Genomic DNA, 20360 nt, shown 5'->3' with positions numbered 1-20360 from the left:
GAACACGAGGACAGCACCATGGGTGAACACACCGTCGCATCTTTCGACGAGGAACTGGAGCACATCGACCGGCTGATCCGCGACATGGACGAGCTCGCCGCCGCAATGGTAGCGGCCTCGATCCGCGCGCTGCTTGCGTCGGACAATGCGATGGCGCAGCGCGTCGTCTCGGACGACGCCATCATGGATGCGCGGCAGCGCGAACTCGATGACAGCGCCATCACGCTGATCGCCAAGCGGCAGCCGATGGCGCAGGATCTGCGCGCCGTGGTTGGCGCAATCCGCATGGCTGGCGATCTCGAGCGCATCGGCGATCTGGCCAAGAACATAGCCAAGCGGGTCAGCGCAGTCGGGCAGAGCGCGACGCCGCGGAATCTGTCGCACGGTATCGATGCGATGGCGGATCTCGTTCTTGTGCAGCTGCGCGGCGTGGTCGAGCACTATGTGTCGCGCGATGCCGGCGCGTTGAAGGAACTGCGCGCCGACGACCAGAAGATCGACGTGAAATACACGGCGGTTTTTCGCGAGCTCCTGACCTACATGATGGAGGATCCGCGCAACATCACCGCCTGCACGCACCTTCTGTTCTGCGCCAAGAATCTCGAGCGTATCGGCGATCACGTCACCAACATCGCCGAAAACGCCTACTTTGTCGTGACCGGGCAGCAATTGCCGGCGGATCGCCCGAAGCTCGACGAAACGACGATGTCGGCGCCGGCGACATGACAGGAGTGACCGGCCGATGATCGCGCCGCGCATCATGGTGGTGGAGGATGAAGAGCCGCTGGGCGTCCTCCTCCGTTATAATCTGGAATCCGAAGGCTATCAGGTCGAGGTGGTGACGCGCGGCGACGAGGCCGAAATCCGGCTGCAGGAAAACGTGCCCGATCTTTTGGTGCTCGACTGGATGGTGCCGGCGGTTTCCGGCATCGAGCTTTGCCGGCGGCTTCGGGTGCGCCCCGAAACCGAGCGGCTGCCGATCATCATGCTGACCGCGCGCGGCGAGGAGAGCGACCGGGTGCGCGGCCTTTCGACCGGAGCCGACGACTATCTGGTCAAGCCGTTCTCGACACCGGAATTCATGGCCAGGGTCAAGGCGCTGCTGCGCCGCGCCAAGCCGGAAGTGCTGTCCAGCGTGCTCAAGGTCGGCGACATCATGCTCGATCGTGAATCGCACCGGGTCTATCGCAAGAAGAGCGAGATCCGGCTCGGGCCGACCGAATTCCGGCTGCTCGAATTCATGATGCGCCACCCGGGCCGGGTCTTCTCGCGCAGTCAGTTGCTCGACAATGTCTGGGGCGAGACGATCTACATCGACGAGCGCACGGTGGACGTCCATGTCGGCCGGTTGCGCAAGGCGGTCAACAATGGTCGCATGCCCGATGTCATCCGAACCATCCGCGGCGCCGGCTATGCGATCAGGGAAGACTAGCTAGGGATGTGCTGATATTCAGGTGATGCCGGCCTGCGAACGGCTGATACCGCGCTTACCTACAGCGCCGCGCGCCCTGTTGGGCACGCAAAGGACGCTGTAGAACTTTGATTTTGCGCACGACCTTTCCGAAATCGATCTCGATTTCGGGGTCATGCGCGGGCTCACGTACCCAAAAGTACGCTCCGCTCCGGTTCTCGGAACCCACCATTCTCGACTCGGCCTGACCTGAATCTCAACACACCCCAAGTCGCGACCCGGGAATCCTTCAAGCCACGTTCTTTCCGACCGAGCCGGCTCGTGCCTGGATGCTCGGCGCGAAAATCTCCTGGTCGACGAAGCTTAGCGCCCGCATGGCACAGCCTTCGCGGATCAGCGGCAACTCGTTCGGCTCGGTGTCGAAGGAAATCGAACCCGAATGCTGGCCGCCGGCGGTCTGGGCGATGGCCTCGCGCAGGGCCGGCTCGATCAGGTCGAAGGCGGCAGCGCTGGCGCCGACCATGGCCACCGGCGCCGGATCGATCAGCGCAAACAGGCTGCCGAGCCCGAAGCCGAGCGCCTCGCCGGCCTTGCGGTAGGCTTCGCGCTCCGGTCCGTCCATCTCGCGCGCCCGGGCCGCCAAGGCCCGCATCTCGGCGTCGCTGACATCGGCGACCGGCTCGGCGTTGTCGCTCAATTGCCTTGCATTGCGCCAGATGGCGTAGTTGCCGGCATAAGCCTCGACGCAGCCGCGCCGCCCGCAGCGGCAAAGCGCGCCGCCCGGCCGATGGATCATGTGGCCGAATTCGCCGCCTGAGGAGTGGGTGCCGGTGAACAGCTCGCCCTTCAGCACCAGCCCCATACCGATGCCGTGCGAGAGCAGGATGGCGATGAAATCGTCGCGGTAGCGATCCGGGTGGCGCCAGCGCAGCGCCACGGCCATCATGTTGCAGTCGTTCTCCATGATGGCCGGGATGCCGAACTCGCGTTCCAGAATGTCGGCGAAGGCGATGTTCGTCTGCGGCGTGATCGGCGACCACAACATGGCGCGCGCGTGGGAATCGGTGATGCCCTGGATCGCCAGCGCGATGCGGGCGACACTTTGGACATCGAGGTCGGGATCTTCGAGCCGGCGCCGGACGATGGCGACACATTCGCCGATCAGCGCGTCACGCGACATGGTCAGCGTGTCCAGCCGGCGCTGTTCCTCGGCGACCACTTGTCCGGCATAATCGATGACGGCGACCGACAGGAAATTCAGCGACAACACGACGGCCAACACCGCAGCGGCTTGCGGATTGAGGCTGAGGCCGACCTGCGGCCGGCCGCGTTTCAGCGAAACCGTCTCGCTCGCCTTGCTCTCGGCCAGGATGCCTTCCTGGATCAGGTCGGCAGAGATCGCCGATATGGTCGAATGGCTGAGGCCGGTGGTCGCGGCGATCTCGGTCCGCGACGGCTGGCCTGCCCGGCGCACGGCCGAAATCACCATCGCCCGGTTGCGCCGGCGCAGATCGTCATGACGGATTCCCACCGACATTTTTTGTTTCCTCCTCATCGCCGCGGCCGCTCATGAATCGGAAGCCGTCGGTAATGTCCGACAAATACTGGCAGAAGCGGAGGGGGCTGTCATTATTTATTCCGAGCCTCGAAAAAAGCCCGACAGGACGTCAAAATCCATCAGAATTGGTGTTGACAGTGCTTCGGCGTTGGACCAGTATTTTTTCGAGGCTCGAAAAAATAGGAGCCTTTGTGCCGGCCTTCGGGCCAGTTGGTCGCGCCCTACGCGGCGCAGGGAGGAATATCATGAAGAGATTCGCAGCCGCCATTCTGGCGGGGGTCGCCATGTCGCTGACGCTCGCGTCGGCCGCGCAGGCCAAGGACAAGGTCATTGGCGTTTCGTGGTCGAACTTCCAGGAAGAGCGTTGGAAGACCGACGAAGCCGCCATGAAGGCGGCGATCGAGGCCGCCGGCGACAAATATATTTCCGCTGACGCACAGTCCAATCCCGGCAAGCAGCTGACCGACGTCGAAAGCCTGATCTCGCAGGGCGCCAACGCGCTGATCATCCTTGCGCAGGATGCCTCGGCCATCGGTCCGGCGGTGCAGAAGGCGCTGGACGAAGGCATTCCGGTCGTCGGCTATGACCGGCTGATCGAGAACAAGGACGTGTTCTATCTGACCTTCGACAACCAGGAAGTCGGCCGCATGCAGGCCCGCGAAGTGTTCAAGGTGGCGCCGGAAGGCAATTACGTCTTCATCAAGGGCTCGGGCGCCGACCCGAATGCTGATTTCCTGTTCGCCGGCTCCATGGAAGTGCTCAAGGATGCCATCGACAGCGGCAAGATCAAGAATGTCGGCGAGGCTTATACGGACGGCTGGCTTCCCGCCAACGCCCAGAAGAACATGGAACAGTTCCTGACCGCCAACGACAACAAGGTCGATGCGGTGGTTGCCGCCAATGACGGCACCGCCGGTGGCGTCGTCGCGGCGCTGACGGCGCAAGGCCTGGCCGGATCCGTCCCGGTTTCGGGCCAGGACGGCGACCATGCCGCGCTGAACCGTATCGCGCTCGGCACACAGACCGTATCGGTGTGGAAAGACGCGCGCGAGCTCGGCAAGAACGCCGCCGAGATCGCCTCGCAGCTGGCCGACGGCAAGCCGATGACAGACATTGCCGGCGTCAAGGATTTCACCACGCCGGGCGGCAATGTCGTCAAGTCGCTGTTCCTGACGCCGATTGCCATCACCAGGGACAATCTCAACGTCGTCATCGACGCCGGCTGGATCAAGCAGGAAGAGGTCTGCGCCGGCGTAGCGGCGGGCACCGTCCCGGTCTGCAACTGATCCGCCTTCGCCAAAAAACCTGAAACGCCGCGGCTTCACGCCGCGGCGTTTTTTTCAAAAGAGTTGTTTTTCCGCGTCTCGCGGGTAATTTCTAGGCTGCTTCCGGCATCCGCGGCAGACGGCAACGGTGGGAGGACATCATGACCGACACGACTTCCAACACGCCGGTTGCCGATCGGGCGCGTGAATCCGAGCTCAGCCCCTTCGGCCGCTTCCTCAAGGCAACCGAGCTCGACATACGCATGCTCGGCATGGTCGGCGCGCTGCTGATCATCTGGGTTGGGATCCACATCCTGTCGGGCGGGCTTTTCCTCACGCCGCGCAATCTCTGGAACCTGTCGGTGCAGACTTCCTCGGTCGCGATCATGGCGACCGGCATGGTGCTGGTCATCGTGATGCGCAACATCGATCTTTCGGTCGGCTCCGTCGAAGGCGTGATCGGCATGGTGATGGGCGTTGCGCAGGCAGAATTCCTCATCCGCGTCATGGGATTCCAGCTTGGAAATCCTTGGATATGGGTCATCGCACTGGCTGCCGGCGTGGCGCTCGGCCTCATGATCGGCGCGCTTCAGGGCTTCATCATCGCCTATCTCGAGGTTCCGGCCTTCATCGTGACGCTGGGCGGCCTGCTGATCTGGCGCGGCATGGCGTGGCTGATGACGAGCGGGCGCACCGTCGCGCCGCTCGATGCCACGTTCCAGCTCATGGGTGGCGGGCCGCGTGGCTCGATCGGGGCGACCGCGAGCTGGATCGTCGGCATTCTCGCCTGTGTGGCCGTCGCCTTGATGCTGCTCAACGGCCGGTCGCAGCGCAAGCGCTTCAAGTTTCCGTTGCGCCCGGTCTGGGCGGAGAGCCTGCTTGGTGTTGTCGCCTGCGCCGCCATCCTCGGCGCCGTCTGGATCGCCAATTCCTACCCCTGGCCGATCGGCATCGTTCGCCAATACGCCCAGCGGAACGGCATCACCATCCCCGAAGGCGGGCTGTTCATCGCCCATGGCATCGCCATACCGGTGCTGATCGCGGTCGCAGTCGGCATTGTCATGACCTTCATCACCCGGCGCACCCGTTTCGGCCGCTACGTCTTTGCCATCGGCGGCAACCCGGAAGCGGCGGAACTCGCCGGCATCAACACGCGCTGGGTGACCATGAAAGTGTTCATGATCATGGGCGTTCTGGCCGCGATCAGCGCGGCAATTGCTTCGGCCCGCCTCAATGCGGCGACCAATGCGCTGGGCACGCTGGACGAACTCTTGGTGATCGCAGCAGCCGTCATCGGCGGCACGTCGCTGGCCGGCGGCTCCGGCACTGTGCTCGGCGCCATGCTGGGCGCGCTTCTGATGCAGTCGCTGCAGTCCGGCATGGTGTTGCTCGGCATCGATTCGCCGCTTCAGAGCGTCGTCGTCGGCGCCGTGCTGGTCGTCGCCGTCTGGCTCGACACAGTCTACCGCAAGCGGGTCTGAGCATGATCCCGAGCCGAAGGTCCGCGTCAGCGAAAAGTGGACATCCGTTTCGGTCCAGCATCATGCTCGGCAAAACCATGGAAAGGAACGATCATGGCTGACACGACTGCTCCCACGCCACTGATCGACATGCGCAACATCTCGATTGCCTTCGGCGGCATTCGCGCCGTCGACGATGCGTCGATCGACCTTTTCCCGGGCGAGGTCGTGGCGCTGCTCGGCCACAACGGTGCGGGAAAGTCGACGCTGATCAAGATCCTGTCCGGCGCCTACAAGCGCGATTCGGGCCAAATCTTCGTCAATGGCGAGGAGGCTTCGATCGCCAATCCGCGCGACGCCAAGAAATACGGCATCGAGACGATCTACCAGACGCTGGCGCTCGCCGACAATGTCGACGCCGCCGCCAACCTGTTCCTCGGCCGCGAGCTGATGACCGGCTGGGGCACGCTCGACGATGGCGCCATGGAGGCCGAGGCGCGCAAGGTGATGGGCAGGCTCAATCCCCGCTTCCAGCGATTCAAGGAGCCGGTGGTCAAGCTTTCGGGCGGCCAGCGGCAGTCGGTGGCGATCGCGCGCGCCATCCTGTTCAACGCCCGCATCCTGATCATGGATGAGCCGACGGCGGCACTGGGACCGCAGGAAACGGCGCAGGTCGGCGAACTGGTCATGCAGCTCAAGGCCGACGGCATCGGCATCTTCCTGATCAGCCATGACATCCACGATGTGTTCGAGCTTGCCGACCGCGTCTGCGTCATGAAGAATGGCCGGGTCGTTGGAACGGCGCGCACCAGCGACGTCACCCAGGACGAGGTGCTCGGCATGATCATTCTGGGCAAGTGCCCGCCCGGCGCGTTCCGGGACCAGGCGCGCTGAAGATCGCCGCCTGAAGCGTCAAATACCTGTCATGTGATATGCCAGCCGTCATGATGGTTTGGCCGCGCCATTGTGTTGCCACGGGGACTTGCCCATAAGATGGGAAACCATGGGTCGCAGCAGCAATTTGAAGAAGTTCTTCCCGATCGTCGCGTTCATTGCCGTCGCGCTGATCAGCCTGACAATGGCGGGATTCGCCTATTTCGCCACCCAGGAAGCGGCGCGCATCAAATTCGAGGCGACGGCGGACGACGCCCTCAACCGGATCGATAGCCGCATCGACCTGCATCTGTCACTGCTGCGATCGACACATGCGCTGTTCGAGGCTCGCAATGGTGACATTTCGCGGGGCGAGTTCAAGGCGTTCTTCGATGCGCTGGGTATCAACGACAATTTCGCCGGCCTGCGCGGCATCGGCTTTCTCCGGCTGGTGAGAGCCGGCGACGAGGCAGCGGTCGAGCGTGCTATCCTGCACGACTATGGCGTCAGCGATGCGATCTATCCGGCCACGACGACGCTGCCATGGCGTGCGCCCATCACGCTGTTCGAGCCGCTGGACCCTTCCAATCAATCCGGCATCGGCTACGACATGTTCACCGAACCGGTGCGGCGCGACGCGATCGAAAGGGCGATGGCCGACAACCAGCAGCACGCGAGCGGGCGCGTGCAGCTAGGCCAGGAAACAGGTGCTGCGCAGACCTTCACCGGCTTCCTGGTCTTCGTGCGGCTCAACATCGAAACCGCGGGGGACGGCATCGATGCGTCCAGATCCTCGACAACAGGCTTGCTTTATGCGGCGTTCCGCGCCCGCGACCTGTTCCAGACCGCGCTCAGCCGGACGCCGCTGCTGCCGGTCAACATCGAAATCTATGACGGCAAGGTGGATGCCGACCATCTTTTGTTCCAGTCGGAAACGCCGCCGGCGTCGGGCTTCGGCGACAGGTTGCTGGTTTCTCGCGAACTCACCATCGCCGGACGTCCATGGACCGTCCTGTTCAGGCCGACAAGCGCCTTCTCGCAACCGTCCTCGCGCGCCATTCCGGTGATGCTCGGCCTGTTCGGGCTGCTGCTCGCGGGCACCATCGCGCTGGTGGCCCGCTATCAGGAGCGGGCCTATGACGCGGTCTCGCTGCTTCATGAGACGACGGAAAAGAGCCTGCTCGAAAAAGACCTGATGCTGCAGGAGATGAAGCACCGCATCAAGAACTCGATCACGCGGGTGCTGGCGATCGCGCGCCAGACGGCATCGCATGCCACCGACGTCCACGAGTTCTCGTCTTCTTTTTCGGCCCGGCTGCAAGCGATGGCGGCTTCTCAGGACATGCTGACGCGCTCGCGCTGGCAGAAGGCCGATCTTGGCGATCTCTTGCGCATCGAGCTTGGCCAGGTGTTCGGCAAGGAGCTTCCCGACGGGATATTGTCGGGGCCAGAGGTGTTGCTCGACGAGACGACGACGCAAGCGCTCGGCCTGACCTTTCACGAACTGGCGACGAACGCGCTAAAATATGGCGAAACCGGCAATTCGGCCATTACCAGGAACGGCGACTGGTCGCTCAAGGTCGACTGGTCGGTCGAAGGCCACAGGAGCGACCGAACGCTGGTTCTCAATTGGCGCGAAGCCGGCAAGAAGAAGCTCGAACCACCGGTCAAAACAGGTTTTGGCACCAAGCTGATCGATCTGAACGTGACGCGCGAATTGCGCGGTACGATTAATCGCGATTTTCACGATAGCGGGCTAAGCGTGGAAATCAGGATCCCGCTGTCGGACTGAAACGCTGCCGCAAACCGGCCGTTTTCGAAAGCGCCCGAATAAAGCGCCCCAAATGAAGCACCCAAGTAAACAGAGACCGGCTCGTCCGGTCTCCGCTTCCAATGCCTCTTGCGTTTGAAACGGATCAGCAGCGCGCCGTAAACAGACGTCCACGGTTGTCGCGGTACTGGCAATAGCCATTGCGCAGGTTGCGCACCAGCAGGCCGGTACCGGCACCGATAGCTGCGCCCACCAGCGCACCCTTGCCGCCGTCAATCAGGCCGCCGGCCAGAGCGCCGACACCGGCGCCGACGCCGACATCCTGTTCGGTGGTGCTGCAACCGCTGACCGCGATTGCGGCAACCATGGCAATAATCATCTTCCGCATAGGGTCACTCCTCGCCTTTGTCCTCACTTGTAGCTCCGCCCGTCATTTATCACGCGAAAAAGTGTTTTGCCCTGCTCGATTTCATTGTTGGCTAAGAGAATCTTTTTCGGGGCGCGCGCCGCTCGAGGCAAGCTCGAGGTCGGAAATCTCCACGGAAGCGTCGAGGGTGCCGTCCGGGCGTACGTTCCAGACGATCCGGTCGTAGTCATCCTCAAGTGTCGGATCGACGGAAAGGCATTTGGCAATGATGCGCGGAGCCTGACCCTGCACATCGCCCATGGCAAACGGACGCGCCGCGGTGCACTCCTGAGCGGTTTCGAAAACGCTCACCGATACGGGCAGTTCGCGGCACTCGGTCATCGTGTTCGAACAGCCGATGACCAGCAGCACGGCAGCGATATGTTCCATGGCGTCGGTCCTCCCGCCATAGAACGGGCCACATCCGCCAAAGTTCCTGCGATGCCGGCCACTTTGCGTCCGACGCTTTGCTTGAAATTATTATCGCAAAACGCTGCACACCCTCGGTTCAAGCCTGAGGGCATGCTTTTCGCGTGACATGCATTAGACCAACTGGAACGCGGCGGCCAGGACGACCACTGCAGCCAGCCCGATTGCGGCGAGGCCGGGAATCGGCAGAGAAGCACGGGGCGACCGCATTGCGGATGCTTCGAGATCCTGAAACCCGCTCATCGAAACGCGTGCGGCCTGTTCCAGCCTGTTGATGTCGGCAACCGTCAAAGCCATTTCTCCCGTACTGCGCAGCAAACTGCGATCGAAAACGTCGTGCGGAGTGGTGCCTGAGAAAAACAGCATCGAACCTTATGGTGAACAGATGGTTAAAGCCGGCGCGGCTGGTATCAATCCCCACCCCTCTTGGCCCCAACCCCCTCGGCCACCTCTCTTGGGCTCGGCTGTTGCCCGTTCAATCCGTCTCGAAATTGCTGCGAGGAACGACGAGATGGTACTCGAGACGATCCCCGCTGATTTCAAGTTTCGCCGTGCCGTTCAACGACGCAGGCACGACGCGCTCGAGCGCGACGCTGCCAAAGCGCTTCTCGCTGGGCTGATTGTCATTGGCTCCGATGGCCTCGGCCCATGTCAGCGACAGCGCGGTCTCGCCAGCGGCAGCGGCCGTCAGATCGGCCGTCACCTCGACGAAGCCGTCGGCTCGCGACAGAGCGCCGTAGCTGACAGAATTGACGGCAAGCTCGTGCATGGCCAAGCCGATATGCAGGGCCGCATTGGGATTGAGGTATGGGTTTGCACCGCGAAAACGCAGGCTGCGCACAGGGTCGGCGCCATAGCGGCCGACCTGGCCGGACACCAGTTCGCGCAGTGCCGCTCCCCGCCAGTTGGACGAGGTCACCAGGTCCTGGGATGAGGCAAGCGACTGCAGCCGGCCGCGAAAGCGCGTCAGGAAATCACTGAGCGTGTCCGAATAACGGCTGGTCTGGGTGGCGATGCTCTGGATGATCGCCAAAAGGTTCTTCGAACGGTGGCTAACCTCGCGCAGCAGCGTCTTCAGGGTTTGCTCGCGACGTTTCTGCTCGGTCGTTTCGACCATGGTGGTGACGACGCCCTGCACGGCACCGCCGTCGTCATGATCCGCGTCTACCCATATTTGGAACCAGCGGACGCCATCGTCGGCCGGAACGCTGAACTCAAGATGTTCCGGATTGCCGGATGCAACGACCTTGCGTTTGGCCGCGCCGATGCGCTCCGCCTGCGCAAGCGGCAGGATGCCGTTGCCGTCGCCCGTGTCGGAACCCCCCGTGTCGGAAACCCCCGTGCCGGAAATCCCCGTGTCGGCAATCCAGGGCGGGCGCATGTTGCGGGCCCAGACGGTTTTCATCTCGCGATCCTGATAGAGAACCGAAATACCGGCGTTGTGCAGTGCATGGAGAAGGGCCCGGCCAACCTGCATTCCACTCTCAGCGGACTGCAAAGCGATGATCTCATCACTCCGTCCGCTGAATTTCATGTCTCCGGCTCTGGATTGCATCGGTCACTTCACCCGCCCAATGCAGGCTGAACGGCTGACGGAAAATTGGGTTCCAAAAAGAGTCCGCCGAGCGACGTCCTGCTAAGGACACCGCCCGGCGGTAGCTGGAAACCGCTTGAGGGGTGCGGCTCCCAGTGTTCGATCGCAGTTCACGACGCGCGTTTGAACAAGCCCGCAATAAGCGAAATGATCAGGAAAGCGAGAAAGATGAAAAACAAGATCTGCGCTATACCAGCCGAGGTGCCGGCAATGCCGCCGAAGCCAAGAGCGCCTGCAATGATCGCGACGACGAGAAATACGAGGGCCCAGTAAAGCATGGTCCATCTCCTTCAAATAGTATGCCAAAAACGTCTTTCGCTGCCGTTTGTTCCAGCATTTCCCGAAAAAGACGAGCCCCGGAAAGCTTTCCCGCTCGAATTGGATCGTCATGCGCAGGTGAGTTGCAAGAGCGTGTGCCGGCCGCAAGCGGCCAGCGTTACTCATCTGTGGAAAACGGGCGATCGGAGGAACTGTGGAAAGGGCCGCTCAGGGCCGGGCTGCCCGGCCTATGCAGCGGCTTTCGCGTGCCGATCGAAGAACAGCGCCTGGCTGATCAGGGCCTTGACCATCTCCGGATTGAACGGCTTGGTGACGAGGAAGGCCGGCTCCGGCCGCTCGCCGGTCAGCAGGCGCTCGGGAAAAGCGGTGATGAAGATCACCGGCACCGGGGTGGTCGACAGGATCTCGTTGACCGCTTCGATGCCCGAGCTGCCGTCGGCAAGCTGGATGTCGGCCAGCACCATCTTCGGCCGCGTCTTGGCGAACATCGCCACCGCCTCGGCATGGGTACGCGCCGTTCCGACAACGCGATGCCCCAGGCTCTCGACCATTTGCTCGATGTCCATGGCGATCAGCGGCTCGTCCTCGATGATCAGCACATCGGTTGCCACCTGGCGGGAAATCTCGTTGCTGGCCTCGGCAAGAAGCTCGGAGAACTCCTGATCGTCGACGTCGAGGATCTCCGCCGCCTCGTCTTCGCTGAAACCTTCGACGGCGACCAGCAGGAAGGCCTGGCGGGGGCGGGGTGAGATCGCGTTCAGATTGGCGGCGGCGCGCTGTTCCCACGCCGACTGCGGGTGTTCCTGCGGAACGCGGATGGCGACCGAGGTGAATAGCCTGGCGAAGACCTTGTAGAGCGCGATGCGGTCATTCGACGCGTTTGGAAAGATGTCGACGTCGGCGATGATGGCCTCGAGCATCGCGGCGACCAGCGCGTCACCACTCTCCTGCGATCCGGAGACGGCCCGCGAAAAGCGGCGCAGGAACGGCAGGTGTGGAGCGATGGTTGCGGATAGGCTCATGATAGACGTCTCCCTCTGACGTAATTGCATAGATTGCAGGCCAAGCTAATGACAAGCCCCGAGAATAAACCCTGAAAGCATAAACGCCGGCTTTCCGAAAAAGTTCCGAGGGGTTGGAACTAATGTAAGCGGAAGGCGTTTGAGATCGGGACGGGCAACCAGACGAGGGGGCCGGCTGCTTTGCGTCGCGTATTGAAGGGCGGCAGGGTACTGGGAACAAAGGGCGAAATGACGACATGAGGAAAGACAACACGGCTGGCGCTGCAACGAACAGGCGCCGGGCTGCTTCCGGCGACCCGCTCGGGCCAAACTCGGAAATCGGCCGCAAACTCAAACAATATTACGACGAGCTGGTCTCCGACAGCGTGCCGGATCGTTTCGCCCAATTGCTCAGCCAGTTGGAACAGGCCCAACCTGCACGGAAAAAGGACTGAGGCATGGCGGCCGTCTCCCAGAGCTTCAAGACGGATCTGCTCGCCTCGATTCCGAGCCTGCGGGCCTTTGCCGTGTCGTTGACGCAAAACGCCGACAAGGCCGACGATCTGGTCCAGGAAACGCTGGTGAAGGCGTGGGACAAGCATGAGAGCTTCGAGCCGGGCACCAATCTCAAGGCATGGCTGTTCACCATCCTGCGCAACGAATTCTATTCGCAGATGCGCAAGCGCGGCCGCGAGGTGCAGGATAGCGACGGCATCATGACCGCCAGACTGGCCGTCCATCCGGCCCAGCACGGCCAGCTCGACCTCAAGGACTTTCGGAGCGCGCTCGAGCAATTGCCAGAGGACCAGCGCGAAGCCATCATCCTCATCGGCGCGTCGGGCTTTTCCTACGAGGAAGCCGCCGAAATTTGCGGCTGTGCGGTCGGAACGATCAAGAGCCGCGTCAGCCGCGCCCGCACGCGGCTGCAGGAAATCCTGAAGATTTCCGGCGACGACGAGTTTGGCCCGGATGCGATCTCGGCTCAGGTGACGGGGTCGAACGCCGCCTGAATACGCAGCACCGGTAATGTGGGACCCTGTAATTAATGTCGGGCCCGGTAATCGGGCTCCGGTTTGCGGACATCAAACAACAGGTCCGCGCCCGCACGCCGACGCCACCGCCTCCACGAGATCGTCTCCCGAATAGGGCTTGGTGACCAACCTGACATCCGGAAACGCCACCCTGATTTCGTCCATCTCGGAATAGCCCGAGGCGAAGACGAAAGGCACGCCCGATTCGCGCAGCCGCGAAGCGAAATCGAGTGTCGAAGTGCCGCCCAGCATGAGGTCGACGATGGCCGCGTCGAATTGCGAGGCAATGCTCTGCCGATCGATCTCAGCCAGATCGCGGGCGACGACAACATCGCCGGCGCCATAGTCGCGGCAAAGCTGCTCGACATCCATGGCGATCAGGAATTCATCCTCCAGAACAAGAATCCGCAATCCGTCCAGCAATGGGGGCACGTGGCGATGTCTCCGTGGGGCGCAGGGAACAGGGAGCGCAAGGGCTAGAGGAGTCATGATCCCTATTTGGCTTCCTGTCATTTAAAGTTATTTCGCATCCTGTCATTTAAGAAAGACATGCCGCCGCAGATGGCGGAACCTCGACGCCTGCAGGGACGTTTGCTATCGCCCTCCGGAAGAGGGCTTCAAAGAGGATTGAAATGTCTGGCCAGAACGGCCGTTCCTTGTCCGCCCGCCGGTATACATGTGAGAACTGCCCGCTGCGGCCGTTGCCGGCGTTCCGGGCGTTCGAGAAGCAGGAACTCGTCTTCGTCAATGGCTTCAAGAAGGGCGAACTGGCCGTCGAGAAGGGCGACACGGTTCTGGTTGAGGGAAGCCGCAGTGCCCATCTGTATACAGTGCTGTCGGGTTGGGCCTTCCGCTACAAGTTGCTGTCGGATGGCCGCCGGCAGATTCTGAATTATTCCATGCCAGGCGACCTCATCGGTCTGCAAGGCAGTCTGATGGGCGAAATGCAGCACTCCGTGGAAGCTCTGTCGCCGATGCTGCTCTGCCTCTTCGAGCGGGAGGCCCTCCCCGAACTCTACCGCAGCCATCCGGGCCTCGCCTACGACATCACCTGGATCGCAGCGCGAGAGGAGCGCATGCTCGACGAGAACCTGCTCAGTATCGGCAGACGCACCGCGCTCGAGCGTGCTGCCTATCTGATCGCCTTCATCTCCACTCGCGCCAGGGTGGTCGGGTTGAACGGCAGGACGCCCGTGCAGATTCCGATCACCCAGCAGCACCTCGCCGATACGCTCGGCCTGTCGCTGGTCCACACCAACAAGACGATTCGCAAGCTGATCGATCGCAAGCTTATCTTCTGGCGCGACGGCGGCTGCGAGGTGGTCGACAACGAAAGGCTCAAGGACCTCGCCCGCTGGGAAGGGTTGAGCGAAGGTCGCCGACCGCTGATCTGAGCGGCTGCCGGAGACGTGCCGGGCTGGACTCGGCTGCGCAAAAACCCTTTCATGGCCGTTGTTCCGATTTCGGAACCTTGGGGTGGGTCGAACGTTTCGACCCGAGCAAACGCAAGGAGTCAAGCAATGGCGACTGCCGCAGGAAAGTCCCCGAACGAAAGCCGGCCGAATTCGGACCTTGAAGACGACATCAGGCAGCTGAAAGTCGACATTCAGAAACTCACCGAACAGCTGGCCGAGACCGGCCAACATGGTTACGGGACTGCCCGTCGGGTTGCTGCGGAAGGGGTCGAGCAATTGCGCGCCCAAGGCGAAGCAGCCTTTGAAAATATGCGCAGCAACGCCAAGGATCTCGAAGCGCAAGTGGTGGCGAGCGTGCGCGAAAAGCCGGTGACGTCGCTGGCAATCGCGGCAGGCGTCGGCTTTCTGTTTGCGCTTCTCGCGCGCCGCTAGTCTCAGCCCAGATGCGAATGCTGGCATCGTTGATCTCGGGCCTCGCCTCGGGTGAAGCCGTTGCCGCCGTGCGCCGCGCGCGCACGGCTGCGATCGTCTATGCGCTCGCAGCACTTGCAGCACTGTGCGGCCTCGGTTTCCTCGTCGGAGCGGCCTATGTCTGGGTGGCGGGTCGCTATGGGCCGATGGCAGCCTGCCTTGGTTTCGGGGTCGGCTTCCTGGTGATCGCAGGGCTCCTCCTGCTCATCCATCAGCTGTCGGCCGGCGCGCGCGCCCGACGCCGGGCGCGGAGGCGCAATGCCGATATGAAGGCGGTCGGCATCACGGCCGCGCTCGCCGCGCTGCCGGCGCTACTCAAGGGGAAAGGCGGCCTCGGCACCATACTCGCCCCGGCGATTGCGCTCGCCGCCTACGCCATCTACCGCGAGAACACAAAGCCCGATGCCGACGATCCGGATGCCGGCGAGGCGAAATAGCTCGAAGCGTTTCTTCTTGTTCGGCAATGATCCGAAAAACCGGGTTCCACTTTTCCCTGACGCGGACCTTTGGTTCGGGTCCATAGTCGAGCGGTCACTTCGGCAGATCCTCCAGCGGCATCGATATTTCGGCGAACACGCCTTCCGGCCGGAATTCGTGGGTCACTTCACTGGAGATGACCTTGGCCAGGCTGCGGCGGATCAGGATCGAGCCAAAGCCGTGGCGTTCGGGCGAGGCAACTTCAGGCCCGCCGCTTTCGCGCCAGGTCAGGACCAGGCGCCGGGCGCCTTTCCTAACCTGTGCCTTCCAGTCGAGATCGACCGTGCCCGACACCGCCGACAGCGCTCCGTGTTGCAGCGCGTTGCTGGCCAGTTCATGCAGGATCAGGCCAAGCCCGACTGCCTGGTCGGGCGAAAGCAGCAGATCGGCGCCTGAGATCGTCATGCGCGGCTGATCGGCGGTGTCGAACGGCTTGACCTCGATCTGCACGAGTTCGCGGATGCCAATGCCGCGCCACTCGCGGTCGGACAGCAGGCTGTGGGCGGCGCCCAGCGCCTGAAGCCTGGCGCTGAAGGCGTCGAGGAAATCCCTCGGCTGGCGGGCATGGCGAACTGTCTGCGTCGCCAGCGCCTGGACGGTGGCCAGCGTGTTCTTGACGCGATGGTTCAGCTCGCGCAGCAACAGCCGCTGCCGCTCATCGCCGAGCTTGCGTTCGGTGATGTCGTAGTTGACGCCGAAGATCAGCGTCGGCTTGCCGTCGCCGTCACGCTCGATGACCCGGCCGCGCGTAGCGAGCCAGCGCGGCGGGCTGAAGCCCTTGACGCGGTATTCGCCAAAATAATCGTCGCCGCCGCTCAGCACGTCGCGAAAGCGCGTCTCGGTCTGGTAGGCGTCACGCGGGTCGATGGCGGCGAGGATATCGCGTGCTCTCAGCCGGGTCGAGCGCGGCAGGTCGAACAGCTCGGACAATCGGGCATCGCATTCGATCATATCGCTATGGATATCCCATGCCCAGCTCGCGAGCGATGCGGCATCGAGCGCAATGCCGCGCCGCTTTTCCTCGCGCGCCAGTGCCGCAGCGGCGCTGGCGGCGTTGCGGGTGGCGTCCTTCAATGCGAACAGGCTGGCAGCGAGGCTGGCGAGCGCCGTCAATTGTTCGAGCTGGGCGGCGGACGGCGACCCGCGCGGCCTCCGGTCGAGCACGCAGAGCGTGCCGATCCGGGCACCGGCCACCACAATCGCCGCACCCGCATAGAAACGGAAATGATGCTCGCCAGTGACCAGCGGGCTGGCGTTGAAGCGTGAATCCATGGTCGCATCCGTAACCACCATCGGCTGGTCGCCGGCAGCAATGGTGTGGGCGCAGAAGGATGTATCGGTCGCGGCCTCGGTCTCGTCCAGGCCGACACAGGACGTGAACCACTGCCGCTCGACATCGACGACCGTCACCAGCGCGACAGGTGTTTGCATCACCGCGGCGGCGAGCCCACTGATAGTGTCGAAGTCAGGATCGGCCGCCGTGTCGATTGCATCGAGATCATGGAGCACGGCAAGCCGATCCTGCGCCGTTACCACGCTAAGGACATCGACCGGCAGATTCGGCTTTGTCACTACCCTGCTATCCACAAGTCCCCCAGATGCATCGGCTTGCAGCCATCCGCGCTGGGCCCAGTTGCCGGGCCCTGAAACCGGAACCTTCGCCCTGAGGAACCGTTACCCAACCACATTTTGCCAGCCGCGCCGCCAGCGCCAACCGACATGCCAGCGCCAAACGAAATGCCAGCGCCAACCGAAATGGAGGCCGATCATGCCCAAGATCGTTCCTGAAGACAAAGCCCGGCAGGGACGCTGGGGGTGGCACACCTTCCGTATCTTGATCGCTGCGCTGCTTTTGGCGTTTATCGCCTGGGGCATCGCCGAGATCTACGGCAACATGATAGACCGGACGCCGACAACCGAACAGGGCGAGCTTCCCAGGAATGAGCAGGGCGAGATTCCCAGAGGCTGAAGCCTTCCGATCGACTGTGCCGGGATGCATCACGCTGCCCTCGCTTGGACGGCGCGCGCCGGGACGAGAACGTTCAGCGCACCAGGATGAATTTCCATCGTCGTTTCGCGGTCAAGCCTGACCAGTTCGCCATCCATGACGGCGCGAAATTTCTTCGCAGCCGAGTGGAGTTTCAAAACAGCCCGGTCAGCCTGGTGGATCTCCACATGCTCGCTGTCGCGCCATTTGCCGCGCGCCATGTCGAAGAGGACCCTGACCAGTTCGCCACGCCGCCGCGCCACCGTGACATAGATGCCGAGCACGCCGCCGGCGGGATTGTCGGCATAGGGCAGATGACCCTCACCGAACAGATTGTTGGTGATGCCGATGCCGGTGGTGCGCGTCACGATCTCGGCCTCGCCGATGGTCAGCGTCACCTTCATCGCCGAAGGGTTGTTGATCGCCGCCCAGGCAGCCTTTGCCGAGGCCCGCATCTTTCCCAACCGCGAGCCATACTCCATGGCTTGGCGAAGCTGGACCATCCTAGCATGCATGCCGATCGAGAATTGATGCACGAATGGCTTGCCGTTGGCGGTTGCCATATCGACTGCAATAACCTCACTGTCGGCAAAGGATTTCACGGCCGCGTCAAGGGTTTGTGGAATGCCGAGCCCGCGCGCGAACAGGTTCATCGTGCCAGCCGGTAAAATGGCAAGCGCTTTCTTGCTGCCCATCAACCGAGCCGCCGCGGCCGAAATGGTGCCGTCGCCGCCACCGGCCAGCACAATGTCGACACTATGCCTGGAAGCGATGCGGTCCAGCGTTGCGACAATGTCCCTGCCGGCAACGATTTCGATATCGATGCGGTGGCCTGCTGCCTCCAATGTCTGGCGCATTCGGTCGGTGAAGGCGGAGAGATCAACCGTTCGCAGGGTGCCGCCCTCCTGGTTCAGCACCGCCGCAAATCGCATTCCCCCGCTCCGATTTTTCTTGGCTACCATTGGATAATCATCGGCCGTAACAGACCGAGCCATGGGCGGAAACGGGGCGGTTGAAAAAAAGTTCCGCCGCTCTGACGAAAATACAGGAGCCAATCTCACCCGGCCAAACGCATAATTGAGCGCGATTCGGGTGGTTTTTTCACAACGCTCGCCCTGGTGTCGGAACAACGGCGCGGTCACGACGTTGTGAATGTGTAACGCCGCGACCGATCTCCCCTGCTCGCGGCCAGAGATAACGCACGAGGAGGATTACGATGATCCGCACCCTTTTATCCACCACCGCACTGGCAGCGTTGATTGCGACCGGTGCGTATGCGCAGGAAGCCACCACACCGGCGCCCACCCAGGACCCGGCGGTCCAGGAGACCGCTCCGGCGGCTCCCGTTGCGCGGGCCGAGGGCAGCCTGATGACCAATATCATTGGTGAATCCGTCTATAACGGCACCGGCGACGATGCCGAGAATATCGGTGAGGTCAGTGATGTCGTCTTCGATGAAAACGGTCAGGCGAAATCCGTCGTCATCGGCGTCGGCGGCTTTCTTGGCGTCGGTGCCAAGAATGTCGCTTTCGACTACAACAAGCTGCAATGGGCCGAACGGAATGGCGACCGCTGGCTGATTGCCGAAACCACAAAAGATGAGTTGACGGCTCAGCCGGACTTCGATCGCAAGCCCTATGATCCGGCTCCTGCGGCCACCGACACCACGGCTACGGCTCCCGCTCCATCGACCTCGACGGATACAACGGCGCAGAATGCTCCGGCGGCTCCAGCCGATAGCGCCGCAGCTCCGGCCGAACCTGTGAAGAGTGCCGACGGCAACCTTGCCACGAATATCATCGGCGAAACCGTCTATAACGGCACTGGCGACGACGCTCAAAACATCGGCGACGTGAACGACATCGTTCTGGCCAAGGATGGCAAGGCCGAGTCGCTGATCATTGGCGTCGGCGGCTTCCTTGAGGTTGGCGAAAAGAATGTCGCCTATCAGTTCGACAAGGCCAAGTGGGCGGAGAGGGACGGCGACCGCTGGCTGGTCGCCGAGACCACGAAGGAAGACCTGGAGGCGCTGCCGGAGTTCGACCGCGAGCCCTATGATCCCGCCCCGGCGACAACCGCATCGACTGACGCGGCGACGCCGGCGCCAGTGACCACCACCCCTGCTGTCACTGCGGCTCCAGCCCCGGCGGAGAAGACTGCGGAAGCTCCGGCGGCAACGCCTGAACCCGCTGCTCCGGCTCCAATGGACAAGACAGCCGAGGCTCCGGCGACGACGCCAGACCCGGCTGCTCCGGCACCGGCGGACAAGACAGCCGAGGCTCCGGCGACGACGCCAGACCCGGCTGCTCCGGCACCGGCGGACAAGACAGCCGAGGCTCCGGCTGCAGCAACGCCTGACCCGGCTGCTCCGGCACCGGCGGACAAGACAGCCGAGGCTCCGGCTGCAGCAACGCCTGACGCAACCCCCGACCAGACGAAGACCGCGGCGATCGACAAGTCGGCGCTGACCGAAATGCCGATCAACGAAATCCGCTCCGAGGATTTGGTTGGAACCACGGTCTATGGCGCCAACGATGTCAACGTCGGTGAGATTGGTGACGTCGTGCTGACCGGCGACAAGAAGGTCGACGCCGTCATCATCGACGTTGGCGGTTTCCTCGGCGTTGGCGAGAAGGAAGTGGCGATCGGCATGGACAACCTTAAATTCATGACCGACAAGGATGGCAATCGCTATCTCTACACGAACTTCACCAAGGAGCAGCTCGAGGCGCAGGCCCCCTATGACAAGGCCACATATGCGCAAAACCGCGACACCCAGCGCATGATGATGCGCTAGCTTGCGCCAACGATGAAAGAGGCCCGCGCCCGCCACCGCGCGGGGCGTTTTATTATTGGGAAGGGGGGCGGCCGGGGGCCGGGGCGCCCCCCGGGGGCCCCTTTGTCGCCCCGCGATACCGCCTTGGAATAGCAG

Annotated in this window: 22 protein-coding genes and 1 pseudogene; 13 read left to right on the top strand and 10 right to left on the bottom strand. The window is 62.7% G+C overall.

Translation table 11 applies throughout. The features are described from left to right. Positions 1–18 precede the first annotated feature (18 nt). Both phoU and phoB read left to right on the top strand, forming a co-directional pair. Positions 19–726, top strand: a complete 708-nt coding sequence (gene phoU, locus AC0L2Z_RS15955; protein ID WP_023797095.1) for a phosphate signaling complex protein PhoU — start codon at positions 19–21, stop codon at positions 724–726. A 16-nt stretch (positions 727–742) separates the two neighbouring features. Then, positions 743–1432 carry a phosphate regulon transcriptional regulator PhoB gene (gene phoB / locus AC0L2Z_RS15950; protein ID WP_031254097.1) on the top strand — a complete coding sequence of 230 codons (690 nt, stop codon included), beginning with the start codon at positions 743–745 and terminating at the stop codon, positions 1430–1432. A gap of 268 nt (positions 1433–1700) precedes the next feature. On the opposite strand, the gene AC0L2Z_RS15945 is transcribed toward phoB, so the two are convergent. Next, complete coding sequence (locus AC0L2Z_RS15945) at positions 1701–2948, bottom strand: ROK family protein (RefSeq protein ID WP_473628682.1); 1248 nt, start codon at positions 2946–2948, stop codon at positions 1701–1703. A gap of 266 nt (positions 2949–3214) precedes the next feature. Here AC0L2Z_RS15945 and xylF point away from each other — a divergent pair, with 266 nt between their 5' ends. From xylF to AC0L2Z_RS15925, 4 genes and pseudogenes are all read left to right on the top strand, one after another. Beyond that, positions 3215–4255, top strand: a complete 1041-nt coding sequence (gene xylF, locus AC0L2Z_RS15940) for a D-xylose ABC transporter substrate-binding protein (RefSeq protein WP_091593248.1) — start codon at positions 3215–3217, stop codon at positions 4253–4255. Positions 4256–4395: 140 nt separating this feature from the next. Then, complete coding sequence (locus AC0L2Z_RS15935) at positions 4396–5715, top strand: sugar ABC transporter permease (RefSeq protein WP_287175717.1); 1320 nt, start codon at positions 4396–4398, stop codon at positions 5713–5715. Between the two features lie 93 nt (positions 5716–5808). Further along, positions 5809–6602: pseudogene (locus AC0L2Z_RS15930) on the top strand (ATP-binding cassette domain-containing protein). Positions 6603–6715: 113 nt separating this feature from the next. Further along, positions 6716–8359, top strand: a complete 1644-nt coding sequence (locus AC0L2Z_RS15925) for a CHASE domain-containing protein (protein ID WP_473628744.1) — start codon at positions 6716–6718, stop codon at positions 8357–8359. Positions 8360–8483: 124 nt separating this feature from the next. On the opposite strand, the gene AC0L2Z_RS15920 is transcribed toward AC0L2Z_RS15925, so the two are convergent. From AC0L2Z_RS15920 to AC0L2Z_RS15895, 6 genes are all read right to left on the bottom strand, one after another. Beyond that, entirely contained in the window at positions 8484–8726 is a 243-nt protein-coding gene (locus AC0L2Z_RS15920; RefSeq protein ID WP_027153471.1) for a YMGG-like glycine zipper-containing protein, read from the bottom strand. Positions 8727–8807: 81 nt separating this feature from the next. Continuing rightward, positions 8808–9134: a hypothetical protein gene (locus AC0L2Z_RS15915; protein WP_473628681.1), complete on the bottom strand. Its 327-nt coding sequence runs from the start codon at positions 9132–9134 to the stop codon at positions 8808–8810. 153 nt (positions 9135–9287) lie between these two features. Then, the gene (locus tag AC0L2Z_RS15910) at positions 9288–9539 is read right to left on the bottom strand and encodes a hypothetical protein (RefSeq protein ID WP_473628679.1); all 252 of its coding nucleotides are present in this window, start codon (positions 9537–9539) and stop codon (positions 9288–9290) included. A 109-nt stretch (positions 9540–9648) separates the two neighbouring features. Beyond that, positions 9649–10728: a sensor histidine kinase gene (locus AC0L2Z_RS15905; protein ID WP_473628677.1), complete on the bottom strand. Its 1080-nt coding sequence runs from the start codon at positions 10726–10728 to the stop codon at positions 9649–9651. Between the two features lie 149 nt (positions 10729–10877). Further along, complete coding sequence (locus AC0L2Z_RS15900) at positions 10878–11045, bottom strand: DUF1328 domain-containing protein (protein WP_023797107.1); 168 nt, start codon at positions 11043–11045, stop codon at positions 10878–10880. Positions 11046–11273: 228 nt separating this feature from the next. Next, the gene (locus AC0L2Z_RS15895) at positions 11274–12068 is read right to left on the bottom strand and encodes a response regulator (protein ID WP_023797108.1); all 795 of its coding nucleotides are present in this window, start codon (positions 12066–12068) and stop codon (positions 11274–11276) included. 236 nt (positions 12069–12304) lie between these two features. Here AC0L2Z_RS15895 and AC0L2Z_RS15890 point away from each other — a divergent pair, with 236 nt between their 5' ends. Beyond that, on the top strand, positions 12305–12502 hold the full coding sequence (locus AC0L2Z_RS15890) for a NepR family anti-sigma factor (protein ID WP_027153467.1): 198 nt from the start codon (positions 12305–12307) through the stop codon (positions 12500–12502). 3 nt (positions 12503–12505) lie between these two features. Then, positions 12506–13057 (top strand): RNA polymerase sigma factor, encoded by a 552-nt coding sequence (locus AC0L2Z_RS15885; RefSeq protein WP_023797110.1) that lies wholly within the window; start codon positions 12506–12508, stop codon positions 13055–13057. A 72-nt stretch (positions 13058–13129) separates the two neighbouring features. Here AC0L2Z_RS15885 and AC0L2Z_RS15880 read toward each other — a convergent pair whose 3' ends face one another. Next, positions 13130–13450, bottom strand: a complete 321-nt coding sequence (locus AC0L2Z_RS15880; protein ID WP_473532555.1) for a response regulator — start codon at positions 13448–13450, stop codon at positions 13130–13132. A 260-nt stretch (positions 13451–13710) separates the two neighbouring features. On the opposite strand from AC0L2Z_RS15880, the gene AC0L2Z_RS15875 reads away from it, so the two are divergent. The 3 genes from AC0L2Z_RS15875 to AC0L2Z_RS15865 all read left to right on the top strand — a co-directional run bounded on the left by AC0L2Z_RS15875 (position 13711) and on the right by AC0L2Z_RS15865 (position 15401). Beyond that, positions 13711–14472, top strand: coding sequence for a Crp/Fnr family transcriptional regulator (locus tag AC0L2Z_RS15875; protein WP_473532552.1), 762 nt, complete (start codon positions 13711–13713; stop codon positions 14470–14472). Positions 14473–14598: 126 nt separating this feature from the next. Further along, on the top strand, positions 14599–14925 hold the full coding sequence (locus AC0L2Z_RS15870) for an ElaB/YgaM/YqjD family protein (RefSeq protein ID WP_023797113.1): 327 nt from the start codon (positions 14599–14601) through the stop codon (positions 14923–14925). An 11-nt stretch (positions 14926–14936) separates the two neighbouring features. Beyond that, positions 14937–15401, top strand: a complete 465-nt coding sequence (locus tag AC0L2Z_RS15865) for a hypothetical protein (RefSeq protein ID WP_473628676.1) — start codon at positions 14937–14939, stop codon at positions 15399–15401. A 94-nt stretch (positions 15402–15495) separates the two neighbouring features. Here AC0L2Z_RS15865 and AC0L2Z_RS15860 read toward each other — a convergent pair whose 3' ends face one another. Next, positions 15496–17013: a sensor histidine kinase gene (locus AC0L2Z_RS15860; RefSeq protein WP_287229610.1), complete on the bottom strand. Its 1518-nt coding sequence runs from the start codon at positions 17011–17013 to the stop codon at positions 15496–15498. Between the two features lie 196 nt (positions 17014–17209). Here AC0L2Z_RS15860 and AC0L2Z_RS15855 point away from each other — a divergent pair, with 196 nt between their 5' ends. After that, positions 17210–17410: a hypothetical protein gene (locus AC0L2Z_RS15855; RefSeq protein WP_023797117.1), complete on the top strand. Its 201-nt coding sequence runs from the start codon at positions 17210–17212 to the stop codon at positions 17408–17410. A gap of 29 nt (positions 17411–17439) precedes the next feature. On the opposite strand, the gene AC0L2Z_RS15850 is transcribed toward AC0L2Z_RS15855, so the two are convergent. Further along, positions 17440–18360: a diacylglycerol/lipid kinase family protein gene (locus AC0L2Z_RS15850; RefSeq protein WP_128168775.1), complete on the bottom strand. Its 921-nt coding sequence runs from the start codon at positions 18358–18360 to the stop codon at positions 17440–17442. A 284-nt stretch (positions 18361–18644) separates the two neighbouring features. Between AC0L2Z_RS15850 and AC0L2Z_RS15845 the strand changes: the two genes are divergently transcribed. Next, positions 18645–20225: a PRC-barrel domain-containing protein gene (locus tag AC0L2Z_RS15845; RefSeq protein ID WP_473628674.1), complete on the top strand. Its 1581-nt coding sequence runs from the start codon at positions 18645–18647 to the stop codon at positions 20223–20225. Positions 20226–20360 lie beyond the last annotated feature (135 nt).

It is taken from the genome of Mesorhizobium sp. WSM4850, assembly GCF_055811735.1.
This window is presented reverse-complemented; position numbering and strand designations above follow the sequence as displayed.